Annotated in this window: 8 protein-coding genes; 6 read left to right on the forward strand and 2 right to left on the reverse strand. The window is 64.6% G+C overall.

The annotated features are described in order from the left end of the window. The first annotated feature begins 2 nt into the window (after positions 1-2). From LPW39_RS18925 to LPW39_RS18935, 3 genes are all read left to right on the forward strand, one after another. A complete protein-coding gene (locus LPW39_RS18925) occupies positions 3-1,310 on the forward strand; it encodes an ABC transporter ATP-binding protein (protein WP_230778678.1) in 1,308 nt (435 codons plus the stop codon). An 86-nt stretch (positions 1,311-1,396) separates the two neighbouring features. After that, positions 1,397-2,293, forward strand: a complete 897-nt coding sequence (locus tag LPW39_RS18930; protein ID WP_230778679.1) for a class I SAM-dependent methyltransferase — start codon at positions 1,397-1,399, stop codon at positions 2,291-2,293. Next, positions 2,290-3,174 (forward strand): class I SAM-dependent methyltransferase, encoded by an 885-nt coding sequence (locus LPW39_RS18935; RefSeq protein ID WP_407928876.1) that lies wholly within the window; start codon positions 2,290-2,292, stop codon positions 3,172-3,174. The genes LPW39_RS18930 and LPW39_RS18935 overlap by 4 nt, the downstream gene beginning before the upstream one ends. A gap of 42 nt (positions 3,175-3,216) precedes the next feature. Here the strand turns inward: LPW39_RS18935 and LPW39_RS18940 are convergent, their stop codons facing one another. After that, positions 3,217-5,256, reverse strand: a complete 2,040-nt coding sequence (locus tag LPW39_RS18940) for a glycosyltransferase family 2 protein (protein ID WP_230778680.1) — start codon at positions 5,254-5,256, stop codon at positions 3,217-3,219. 62 nt (positions 5,257-5,318) lie between these two features. Further along, positions 5,319-9,017, reverse strand: a complete 3,699-nt coding sequence (locus LPW39_RS18945) for a methyltransferase domain-containing protein (RefSeq protein WP_230778681.1) — start codon at positions 9,015-9,017, stop codon at positions 5,319-5,321. A 93-nt stretch (positions 9,018-9,110) separates the two neighbouring features. Between LPW39_RS18945 and LPW39_RS18950 the strand changes: the two genes are divergently transcribed. The 3 genes from LPW39_RS18950 to LPW39_RS18960 all read left to right on the forward strand — a co-directional run bounded on the left by LPW39_RS18950 (position 9,111) and on the right by LPW39_RS18960 (position 11,958). Beyond that, on the forward strand, positions 9,111-10,004 hold the full coding sequence (locus tag LPW39_RS18950; protein ID WP_230778684.1) for a glycosyltransferase family 2 protein: 894 nt from the start codon (positions 9,111-9,113) through the stop codon (positions 10,002-10,004). 62 nt (positions 10,005-10,066) lie between these two features. Next, positions 10,067-10,858 carry a glycosyltransferase family protein gene (locus tag LPW39_RS18955; RefSeq protein ID WP_230778686.1) on the forward strand — a complete coding sequence of 264 codons (792 nt, stop codon included), beginning with the start codon at positions 10,067-10,069 and terminating at the stop codon, positions 10,856-10,858. After that, on the forward strand, positions 10,858-11,958 hold the full coding sequence (locus tag LPW39_RS18960; RefSeq protein ID WP_230778688.1) for a glycosyltransferase family 4 protein: 1,101 nt from the start codon (positions 10,858-10,860) through the stop codon (positions 11,956-11,958). Before LPW39_RS18955 ends, LPW39_RS18960 begins: the two co-directional genes overlap by 1 nt. Positions 11,959-12,017: the final 59 nt, after the last annotated feature.

Genomic DNA, 12,017 nt, shown 5'->3' on the forward strand with positions numbered 1-12,017 from the left:
AGATGGCGAAAACGCAAGAGACTGCCGCCGTGCTGGTGGTCAAGAACCTGGGCAAGGAATACAAGCTGTATGACTCCCCGCGCCAGCGTGTGAAGGCGCTGCTGACGGGGCGGGCCATGCACCGCAGCCACTGGGCGCTGCGCGATGTCAGCTTCAGCCTGGCGCGCGGCCAGTGCATCGGTGTGGTGGGTGACAACGGTGCCGGCAAGAGCTCGTTGCTCAAATTGCTGGCAGGCACGATGCAACCCTCGGCCGGCTCGATTGAGCGCTCCGGCCGCATCACCGCCATTTTGGAGCTGGGAGCGGGTTTTCATCCTGATTTCAGCGGCCGCGACAACCTGTATTTTGCCGGCAGCCTGATCGGCATCAGCCATGAGGAAATGCGCAAGCTGGAGCCGGAGATCATCGCATTCTCGGAACTGCAGGACGCGATCGACCGCCCGGTCAAAACCTATTCCTCGGGCATGAACGTGCGCCTGGCCTTTGCGCTGGTCACCGCCGTGCAGCCCGATGTGCTGATCGTAGACGAAGCACTGGCCGTCGGCGACCAGAGCTTTCAGAAGAAGTGCATCGAGCGGATTCTGGACTTTCGCCAAAAGGGCTGCACCATCCTCTTCTGTTCGCACAGTCCCTACCATATCCGCCACCTCTGCGATGCCGCGTTGTGGCTGGAGCAGGGCCAGGTGCAGATGTTTGGCGAGACCGAGGCGGTGCTGGCCGCCTACGATGTGCGCACGCGCCAAAAGCAGGATGAGAAGGACCGGCAGCAGTGGGGTGATGATGCAGCAAGTGCAGCGCCATCTGTGTTGGCCGATGTGGCTGCAGCAGCGATGGCTACAGAACCGGTCGATCCACTGGCTACACCCTACGCCGTGGAGCCGCCCAACCTGCCCCCAGCCGAAGAGCCTGGCAACGCCTGTATCCTTTCGGTGGATATAGCCAACCTGAGCCCGGGCGACCCGCCGGTGCTGCAAGGCCAGGACCTGGTCGTCACCATCAAGGCACGCGGCAATGGCGCCGAGCGGCCCAATATCGGCTTCATGATTGAGCAGAACAGGGGCGTAGGCATTGCCTGTCTGGCTACGCACGAAGAGGGTGCAGTGCCCCTGCAATTGCCCGATGGCAGTTGGCAGTCGGTACTGAGCTTTCCGGACCTGCCTTTGCACAGCGGTGACTATGTGGTTAGCGCCTTTTTGTTCGATGGCTCGGGGCTGGCGGTCTACGACCAATGGTTCCAGTACACCGTCTTCCGCTTTATCTACCCCAAGCCGCTGCCTGGACTGGTACGATTGCCCCACCATTGGAGCTGAGGCTGCGCGCAAGCGCGTGCACCGCTTGAACCCCAGGACACGAGCGCGCCAACGTCTGCGCTGGCGCGCTCATCGCCCCCAGATTTATGACCACGAATTCTCCCTCTGCGACAAGCCAGGGCCAGCAGCTGTTGGCCGAAGCCCAGCTGATGCTGGCCAATGGCAATTTTGAAGCGGCCTCGGGCCTGCTGCTGCGTGCCCGTGCCGAAAAAGATGTGATGCTGGAAGCGCATGCGCTGATCGAGCAGCATGGGCTGACCGGCTCGTTCCGCAACATCATGGGCCTGGACTGCACGATTTCCACAGCCGATGATATTTTTGGCTTCTTTGCCAGCCACCCCAGCAGCAACAACCCGCTGCGCGACTACCTGGCTGATGGCTGGCGCACCCTGGCCGAGCTGATGACGGTGATGGAGCGTGTTGGCCAGCCGCTGGTGCAGAGCCAGCATTTTCTGGAGTTTGCCAGCGGCCATGGCCGCTTTACCCGCCACCTGGCCCATCTGCTGGGCCCCGGCAAGGTGACGGTATCGGATGTGGTGCCCGATGCGGTGGACTTCGCGCAGCGTACCTTTGGCGTGCAGGGCTTTGTCTCTGCCAGCGTGCCTGAGCAGCTCGTGGCTCCACGCCAGTACGACACGGTCTTTGTGCTGTCGCTGTTCAGCCATCTGCCGCGCAGCACCTGGGGCCGCTGGCTGCAGGTGTTGTACAGCCTGGTGTCTCCGGGTGGCATTCTGGTGTTCAGCACGCACGGCATGAAGGCGGCACGGTTTGACAGCGTGCCGCTCGACGACGAGGGCTTTTTCTTTGCGCCGTCCAGCGAATCGAACGCCATCGATCCGAACGAGTACGGCACGGCCTTTACGACCGAAGCCTTTGTGCGCGCGCGCATTGCCGAGACCGTCGGCGCCGACAAGCTCGAATATTTCTCCCCCGTGCAGTTCTGGAACCACCAGGACGTGTACGTGCTGCGAAAGCCATCATGAATCGCGGAAGCCGTATGCGCCGCCTGGCGCAATTGCGTGAAAAGCTGCTCGGCCTGCCCGCGTTTGACGACAGCCGGATCACTGACGAGTGGTTCCGCTCCCACTTCCACTACGCATCCGATGTGGTGGCGCAGTGGCTCAGCCCGGTGATGGATGTGAGCACCGCCCGCCTGCTGCAGTTTGGCTGCGGCGATGGCATCACCGATCTGGCCCTGGTGCTGCGCCATGGCGCTGCGGCCATCCACGGCGTTGATGTGCGCCAGGAATACGCCAAGCTGCCGCGCATTGCGCAGGAGCAGTTGGGTCTGCAGCGCATTCCGGCCGCGCTGAGTTTTCAGACGATCACGCCCAGCGCGCCGCTGGCGGGCCAGGCGCCTCTCTACGACGGCATCATGAGCTGGTCCACCTTTGAGCATGTGCAGCGCGACCAGTTGCTGCCCATCCTGAAAGACCTGCTGGCCTGCCTGAAGCCGGGCGGCCATTTCTTCTTGCAGATCGAGCCACTGTTCTACTCTGCCTTTGGCTCGCATCTGCGCCGTTATGACGATGTCGCCTGGCACCATCTGCTGGTGGACGAGGATGCGCTCTGGAAGGTGATTGAAGGCTATGACGGCGAACTCAGCCCCGATGAGGTGGACTTTGGCTTTGCCGATTTTGGGCCGGAGGGCTACAAGCGCTTTGTGTTCAAGGAATACCAGGAACTCAACCGCCTGACCGCCGACGAGCTGGTGGCGCTGGCCAAGGAAGCGGGCTTTACGGTGGCGCGCGAAGAGCGCCGCCACTATGAGCCCGAGCCCGTGCCCGAGGCCTTGTTGGCGCAGTACCCGCGCGAGGTACTGACCAACAACGAGATCTTTTTGCTGCTGCAGCGTCCCGTTTGATCGCTGGCCGGCAGCCCGCTCAGGGCACCGGCCAGTGTGCCCTCAGGCGGCGCGCTGGGTATCTGCCGCAGCCGCTGCCTGCTGCAGCGGTTCAGAAACGCTGGCGCTGTAGCTCAAACGCTGCATGCGCTGGCCCAGGCCGCTGCGGCTGAAGAGGCGGCGGTTGATCGAGGGCTGGCAGTGCAAAGGGGTGCGCACCAGCCAGCAGGTGTGGCGCACTTCAAAAGCGGGGTGAAAGTAGGGGTCGCCCTGGTCCAGGAAATCACGCCAGCGGCTGGCGAACAATGCCGAATCCTCTGGGTGCGGGTCATAGCCTTCGGCCTTGCCCCGGGTGATGGATTCATGGTGGATCAAGGTGGCTTGCGGGCAGTACAGCACCCGCCAGCCCAGCTGCAAGGTGCGCAGGCACAGGTCCACATCACCAAAGCCCACGGCCAGCTTCTCGTCGTAGCCGTCGATGGCATCAAACGCATCCTTGCGCATCAGCAGGCAGGCGGCGGTCACGGCCGATACCTCATGCGTGCTCACCAGGCGGCCCATGAAGGCGATGTCGACGCGGTCGGGTGGCAGCTTCAAGAACTTGCCATAGTGCTCGGCAATGCCAAAGGCGCCCACGCAGACGCCGGCGTGCTGGATCGACGTGCGGTCGGGGTAGAGCAGTTGCGCGCCCACCATGCCGACGCTCGGGTCCTGGCACTGTGACAGCATGTGCTCCAGCCAGCCGCTCTCCAGCGCCTCGATGTCGTTGTTGCAGAACAGGTAGTGGCTGTAGGGGCGGGTCAGCTGGCGCACGGCCCAGTTGTTGATGGCCGAGAAGTTGAAGGGCCCCTGGTAGCGCAGCACGGTGGCGGTGCCTTCTTGCTGCAGCTGGGCAAAGTAGTCCAGGCTGGCCTGCTCGGTCGAGTCATGGTCGATCACGATCAGGTCATAGGCGGCATGTTGCACGGTGGCGCGGATGCTGTCCACGCACTGGCGCACCAGGCTGCCGTAGTTCTTGGTCGGGATGATGATGGCCACACGCTGGCCATCGGCGATCTGGTGCTGCGTCTCAAAGAAATTGAAGGACACGCCGGCGGCCGAGCGCGCCGCAACGCCGCTGCGGTCCAGATGGCGCTGCAGCACGGCGGTCGAGGTGGCCATCACCTGGGCCATCTTGTCGTGGCCGGCCGAGCCGGTGTGGGTGCGCCATTGGTAGAGGAGTTCAGGCAGGTGCACGATGCGGCTGGCCACCTCGCTGACTCTCAGAATCAGATCGTAGTCCTGCGAAATGCCCAGGGCCTCATCAAAGCCGCCCAGGCTGCGCAGCAACGCCGTGCGAAAGCCCACCATGTGCACGATATAGGGGTGGCTGCGCAGGTATTCGGGCGAGAAGGCCGGGCGGTGGAAGTACTGCAGCACCTGCTTGCCATCGGGGCTGACCAGCACTTCGTCCGAGTACAGCATGTCCGGGTCATCGGCCATGACGCTTTGGGCGACGCGGTAGATGGCCTGGGGCTGGAGCAGATCGTCATGGTCCAGCAGCACCACAAACGGGGAGGTGGCCAGCGCCAGCGCCCGGTTGCTGGCATGCGATACGCCATGGTTGCTCTCGCCCAGGTGCAGCTTGATGCGCGGCTCCTGCGCAGCCAGTTCTTGCAGCATGCTGCGAACATGGGGCTGGGTGGAGGCATCGTCGGCGATGCACAGCTCCCAGTGCGGGTAGATCTGGGCGCGCACCGAATCGACCATGGCGGTGAGCATGGCCGGGTCGGTGTTGTAGGTGGGTACCAGGATCGAGATGCTGACCGGCTGCGTCAATGCTGCAATCTCGGCGCGCAGCACCGGCAGCACCTCGCTGGCCAAGCGCTGCTGGTAGTCCTGCCAGGCATCGGTGGGGGCGACCGGTACGGTCGGTGCATCGGGGTGGCCCAAGGACAGCAGCTGGTGCTTGAGCATCTGGGTGCCGCCGGTGCGCCAGGCGCGCCAGAGCCGGCGGCTGTTGCTGCCCAACTGGCGTGGATCGGCGGCCAGCAGGTACATGCTGCGGCCCAGCTGGCGCAGCTTGTGAGGCAGCTTGCGCAAGGTAGAGAGAGTGGATGACAAGGAGTGGCTCTTTGTTTTTGTAGCAGGGGTGCTTGGTTTGCAAGCACTATCGGCCATTTTATTTAATGGGGGGACGGGCGCAGGCCCGTCAGGTAATCGTGTCCGTAGCTCCAGGGCTGCAGGTACTGGGCCTTGAGGTCGACCGCAGCCGCCGGTGCCGGCAGCGGTGGCTGGCCTTCGACGTACTGGCGCTGGCGAATGTCCTGCATCAGCGCCAGCCATTCATCGGCCGAGGTGCTCCAGGGCCGCAGCCAGGTCCAGGGGCGGCCCGCCAGGCGCTCGGGGAAGGCGCCGATATCGGGCGCGATCACCGGCACGCCGGCCTGCAGACAGGCACTCAAGGTGTAGCTATAGGTCTCGGGCCACAGCGCCGGGAACCAGACCACATCGGGCTGCAGGCGCGCCATCAGCGCGGGCAGGTCGGCATCGTCGTAGGGGCCATGGATGGTCAGGCTGGCATGGGGCTGGGTGCGCATGCGGCGGTGCGGGTAGCCCAGCAGGTGCAGCTCGACGGGCGCCTGGCTTTGGGCGGCTGCCAGTGCCACCGCTTCCATCACATCGCCCCCCTTGGCCAGGCTGACGCCGCCGAGGATGAAGACGCGCAGATGCGCATGGTGCGCCAGCGGCTGGCCCTTGGGCACAGGCAGCAAGGCAGCATCGGGGATGTCGTGGTGGGTGACGTAGCGCACCGCTGCCTCAGGGAAGTATTGGTGCATGCGCAGTGCGGCATCCTTGCTCGGGGCCAGCACATAGCGCGCCTGGTTCAGGAACAGGCGGTGGCGCATGCGCCAGGCATCGATGTACTCGCCAGTTGGCGCCGGCTCGGCCCCCGAGCACTGCGGGCATTGCGGCACACCCAAGGCCGCATAGCGCGGGTTGTGGGTGGGCTCCATCAGGTTGATCTGCGGGCAGATGGCGTAATAGTCGTGTGCGGTGAAGTCATAGCGCACGCCCAGCAGTTCGGGCAGGCGCATCACTTCCAGGTTCAGGCCCATCAGGTGGTGGAAGTGGATATGGCTTACGCCCAGCTCGCGCAGCAGCGCCACCAGCGCTTCCGATTGCGTGGGCCAGTGGAACACCTCGTCATAGCCCTCGGCTGCATCCAGCCACTGCAGGCGGATGTAGTTGTCTTCCAGCGGGGTCAGGGCCAGCGATACCGCGCGGTCGCGCAGGCTGTGGGCCAGCTCCTTGACATGGCGCAGGGTGCCGCCGCCGGCGTTGTGCAACACCATCAGAATGCGCGGCAGCGGGTGCTGGCGCAGGCGGGCCTTGTCGATGGCATTGCGCGCGGCCTGGGCTGGGTTGGCTTTCAGGTGGGCTTGCACCAGGCTGTCGTAAGCGGGGTGCAGCTGCAGCAGGGTCTGGTAGGCAGCCTGCTCGCGCGGCGTCTTGCTGTCGCCAAAGCTGACGCCGCCGGTGTGCAGCACCACGCTGTCCAGCGCCAGCAGGTGGCGCCAGCCCAGGTCATGGGCGCGCATGCAGAAGTCGTTTTCTTCGCCGTAGCCCTTGCCGAAATGCTCCACATCAAACAGGCCGGTCTGCGCCAGGCAGTCGCGGCGGATGTACATGCAAAAGCCCACGCCGGTGGGCACTTCGACCGTCTGCCCGGCATTGGCGCTGGCGGCCAGATGGTTCAGGCGCAGCAGGTCGGCATCTGCGGGCAGCGCATTCTTTTCGCAAAAGCGTGGGTAGCTGCAGATCGTCGCGTTGTTGGACAGCGGCGTGACGCTGCCCACATCTGTTGCGCTGTAGGCCGCGCGGTGCAGGCGGTCCAGCCATTCGTGGGACACCTCCGTGTCGCTGTTGAGCAGCAGCACATCGTGGCTGGGGTTCAATGCCATGCCGCGATTCACGGTCGCCACAAAGCCCAGGTTACTGTCGTTTTCCAGCAGGTGCACGCGGCTGTCCTGCTGCGCCAGCTCGCGCAGCCAGGCGGTCAGTTCGGGCTCGGGGCTGGCGTCATTGATCACCACCAACTGGCTGTTGGTTTGCGTCGCCGCCTGCAGCACCGACTGCAGACAGCGCTGCGTATCGCCCAGGCCCCGGTACACCGGAACGATGATGTCGACCATGGTCGCGGGCTGGGCTGCTGCCAGTGGGCGCACGGGTTCGGCGAGCGTTTCAGAGCGACTTGCTTCCTCGACCACGACGGCGGGCACCGCCTCATCCTGCGCCTCCGCGATCACTTCCGCTGCATCGATGGCCTCCGCCGCCGCCTGCACAGGCTTAGGCTCGGGCACATGCACAACGGCCGGGGCGGGCGCGGGCCGGCCGCGCAGCCGGGCCTTGGCGCTGGCCAGCTTCTGGCCGACGCGGTAGGCCTCCGAGGCCTCGATATTGCTCAGATGGGTTTGCAGATTGTGGATATGCGTCTGCTGGCCCTGGATGTGCTCCTGCTGCTGGGCAATGGCTTCTTCCAGATTGTCCTTCTGGTCCTGCATATGGGCTTGCAGCAGGCGCAGCTGGGTGTGGGCATCGGCCTGGGCCTGCTGCGCGCGCAGCACCTCGGTGTCGGCATGGCGGATGCGGGCCTGCAGCTCCTGGGCGCTATCGGCCAGCGCTGCGTAGTCGGCCGACATGGGCCAGCCCAGGCTCACTTCCAGCACCGCACCTTCCGTCTGCAAGCAGTCCTGCAGCAGCGCTGGCGCAATCGGCAGGTGCAGGTGCGGGTCGTCGCCGGTCAGCAACAGCAGGGTGCTGCCTGGTGCGGTAGCGGGGGCCGGCTGCCAGCTGATCTGGCTGTGCGGCACCTGGGCCAGGGCTTCGGGCTGGTCCGCCTCCCAGCGCCAGCGCAGCGCGCCGCTGGCGTCATACAGGCGCATCGCATGCAGGTGCAAAAAGCCAGGGCGGTCGGCCGGATCCCAGCGCAAGCACGGCTGGGCGCCGTCAAAGCGGGGCAGGGCAAACCGAATGCTCTGCTGCAGGGCGCCAATCTGGCCCTTGGCAATCAGCTTGTGCGATTCGCTGAACTGGCCTGCATCGGCCCAGTACAGGTTGGTGGTGAAGCTGGCATGCGCCGTGTTGGCCTCGCTCTCGATCGCCAGCAGTGCATGGGCCTGGGCGGCAGCGGCATCGCTGCTGGGGCGGATGCTGCAGATGAACTGGTAGGCCAGCGCATCGGGCTGGGCTAGCAGGTAGCGCATCACTGCGGGCGGCAGGCTGTCGGCGGTGGTGCGGGCAAATTCGGATTCGTCGAGCGGCCGGTCAATGGTCTCCAGCGACTGCACACTCCACTGGCCCGCCTGCATCAGCCGCAGCAGCGATTGGCGCGTGAAAAAGCGCAGGTGGGTGCTGTCGAGCAGGCCTTCTTCGCGGTAGCGCAGCTCGCCCTGCATCAGCTCCATCACCAGGCCGCAGTAGCCGGCGTTGGGGATGGAGACCAGGATTTCACCGTTCTCGGCCAGCAGATCGCGGCAGTCGGCCAGCAATTGCTCAGGGTGGCGCAGATGTTCCAGGACATCGGCGCAAACGATATAGTCATACTGACGCCGCGTAAAAGCCTCGGCCAGGTTGATCTGTTCCAGATCCGCCACAGCGAGATCGCGATAATACGGCCTGGCGAGCGCGGCCTCCTCGGCACTGAACGTCACACCATCCAGGGTGCAGGCCTTGTGCTGTTGCAGGTACTGGCCCAGCACGCCTGGGCCGCAGCCCAGATCGAGCACACGGGAGCCCGGCTGTATCTTGTTCGCCAGCACGGACAGCGAGCTGCGCTGCTGGAGATCAATGTGGCGGGTGTAGACGTGGTGTTCGCGGGTCATGGATATGGGAATGGGTAGGAATTCTGCCGAGATAGGCCTGCACAGGCAGGTGAACAATGAATGACTGACAAGCAAAATCGTGTGGCAATTCTATTGTCTACATTCAATGGCGAGCGGTTTCTGCCTGCGCAGCTCGATTCCCTGTTGGCGCAAAGCCATGCGGATTGCGATATCTGGGTGCGCGATGACGGCTCCAGCGACCAGAGTCTGGCCATTGTCCGGCGCTATGCCAGCACCCATCCGAACATCCACATCCAGGCCGGCAAGAACCTGGGTTTTGTAGCTAGTTTTTACGAATTGTTGCAGAGCGCGGGTGCTGGCTATGGCTTCTATTTCTTCTGCGACCAGGATGATGTCTGGCTACCCAGCAAGGTCGGCCGTGCGCTGGCTCTGCTGGACACCGAGCAGGGCGCTGCGCTTTACTGCTCGCGCACCCAATATGTGGACCGCGACCTGCAGCCCATCGGCCCGTCACCCGATTACGACCATCGCTGCATCGGCTGGGGCAATGCGCTGGTGCAGAACATTGCAACCGGATGCACGATCGCCCTCAACAGCGCGGCGCGTGAGCGCCTGCTGTCCCAGCGCCCGGGCTTTTGTCTGGCGCATGACTGGTGGGCCTACCTGGTGGTGTCGGCCTTTGGCCAAGTGGTGTTCGACAGCGAGAGCCACATCCTCTACCGCCAGCATGGCAGCAACACCATCGGCATGCAAAAGCAGGGTCTGGCCGGGCAGTGGGCGCGCGTGCAGCGCTTTTGGCGCCGGCTGCGCCAGGCGGGCCCGGGCTGGATCGACCAATTGAGCGAGTTTGAGCGGCTGCATGGCACCAGCCTGCCAGATGCCCAACGCCACCAGCTGCGCATGCTGATCCGCTCGCGCAGCAGCTGGATCACCGCGCTGCGCGCCTCGGCCCAGCACTATTACTGGCGCATGAGCAAGGTCGATACCTTGATCTTGCGCGTGCTGCTGGCACTGCGCCTGTACTGAGGCGCTGTTACAACGGGCTCGGCGGGATTTCAGCGCGGGCCGCTGATGGATAATGCCCGCTGATGTCCGCCAGCCCCACCTCACCACTCCCGCCCATCGCCTTGTCCGTGGTCAGCCATGGCCATGGCGCGATGGTGCAGCTGCTGCTCAATGCCTTGGCCGCGCATGGCGCCGGCGGCGGCGGTGTCAGCCGTGTGGTGCTGACCTTGAACCTGCCCGAGCCCGCGCCCATGGCTCCCGCCGGCGGCTGGCCCTTTGTGCTGGAACTGCGCCACAACACCGTGCCGCAAGGCTTTTCTGCCAACCACAATGCCGCCTTGGCGGGCGCGACCGAGCCACTGGTCTGCGTGCTGAACCCGGATGTGGACCTGCGCGGCGGCAATCCCTTCCCCGCCCTGGTGCGCGCGCTGCAGCGCCAAGGCGTAGGCCTGGCCTACCCAATGCAGGTGGATGAAAACGGCCATCTGCAGGACAGCGAGCGGGAGCTGCCCACCCCCTGGTCCTTGCTGCGCCGCTACGCGGTCAAGCGCCGGGAGACCCGGGCCGAATGGGTCAACGGCGCCATGTGGTTGCTGCCCACCCCTGTTTGGCAAGGCATTGGCGGCCTCAATACCGCTTACTTCATGTACTGCGAGGATGTGGAGCTCTGCCTGCGCTTGCGCCTGGCGGGTTGGACCTTGGCGCGTGCTGATTGCGTGATAGGCCATGCCGGCCAGCGCGCCAGCCACCGCCGGGCCCGCCATGCTTTGTGGCATATTCGCAGCTTGCTGCGGCTATGGGCCTCGGCAGTTTTCTGGCGCGCCCGGGCCTTGCTCCGGCGCACCCCCACGGCAGCACTCACGATGACTGAATAATGATTTTCCTGGCAGTGGTCGCTTTTCTCTGTACGCTGATTGGCGCGGGTTTCATCGTGCGCCGCATGCGCGGCCACGCCAAACGCTATGGCAAGGATTTGCCCCAGCGCTTCCACGTCGGCCACATTCCGCGTCTGGGCGGCCTGGCCATGTTCAGCAGCCTGGTGCTGACGGTCGTCGTCGCCGGTCTGCAGAACTGGTGGGGCTACTACGGCAACGCACTGCACTGGAACCAGTGGGTGCTCTACTTCTTCATAGCCATGCTGCCCGCAGTGGCTGGCGGTATTGCCGAGGACATGACCCAGCGCATGACCGTGCGCTACCGCCTGATCTTGACCCTGCTGACCGGCCTGCTGGCCGTCTACCTGCTGGGCATGACAGTGCCGCGCATGGGTCTGGTCTGGCTCGATGCGGCGCTGAGCGCCGCTCCCTGGCTGGGCATGGCGCTGGCCGTGCTGGCCATTGCGGGCCTGCCGCATGCCTTCAACATCATCGATGGGTACAACGGGCTGGCCGGCATGGTGGCGGTCATCATCTGCGCGGCGCTCACCCATGTGGCGCTGCAGCTGGGCGACCGGGAGCTGGCGGCGATCTTGGTGATCACCGCAGCCGCCACCCTGGGCTTTATGTTCTGGAATTACCCCATGGGCCAGCTGTTTGCCGGCGACGGCGGCGCCTATGTCTGGGGCATCGTGATCGCCTTTTGCAGCATCACCCTGGTGCAGCGCCACCCCATCGTCTCACCCTGGTTCCCGATGCTGCTGCTCATCTATCCGGTCTGGGAGACGATGTTCTCCATCTACCGCAAACTGGCACGGGGCGACTCGCCCGGCATGGCCGATGCGCTGCACCTGCACCAGCTGATCTACCGCCGTATCGTGCGCAGCGTGCTCGATGAAAATGCTGCGCGCCGCATGCTGCGGCGCAACAACCGGACCGCTCCGTATTTGTGGGCGTTCACTTTGCTCACCGTGGTACCAGCGGTCCTGTTCTGGCGCAACACCTATATCCTGATTGGTTTCTGCGCGCTGTTCTGTGTCTCCTATGTCGCTGCCTATCTGGTGATCGTGCGCTTCAAGCTGCCAGGCTGGATTCGCTGATCAGCAGGCAGGTGGCACTTTGGGGCACAATGCGCGTTTTGCATCTTCTCCGCTGCTGT

It is taken from the genome of Comamonas koreensis (assembly GCF_021026195.1).
Taxonomy (GTDB): Bacteria; Pseudomonadota; Gammaproteobacteria; order Burkholderiales; family Burkholderiaceae_C; genus Comamonas; species Comamonas koreensis.

Bases quoted from the DNA above. Each gene is read 5' to 3' on its own strand.
- LPW39_RS18925 (WP_230778678.1), top strand. From the start codon at position 3: ATGGCGAAAACGCAAGAGACTGCCGCCGTGCTGGTGGTCAAGAACCTG.
- LPW39_RS18930 (WP_230778679.1), top strand. From the start codon at position 1,397: ATGACCACGAATTCTCCCTCTGCGACAAGCCAGGGCCAGCAGCTGTTG.
- LPW39_RS18935 (WP_407928876.1), top strand. From the start codon at position 2,290: ATGAATCGCGGAAGCCGTATGCGCCGCCTGGCGCAATTGCGTGAAAAG.
- LPW39_RS18945 (WP_230778681.1), bottom strand. From the start codon at position 9,017: ATGACCCGCGAACACCACGTCTACACCCGCCACATTGATCTCCAGCAG.
- LPW39_RS18955 (WP_230778686.1), top strand. From the start codon at position 10,067: ATGTCCGCCAGCCCCACCTCACCACTCCCGCCCATCGCCTTGTCCGTG.
- LPW39_RS18960 (WP_230778688.1), top strand. From the start codon at position 10,858: ATGATTTTCCTGGCAGTGGTCGCTTTTCTCTGTACGCTGATTGGCGCG.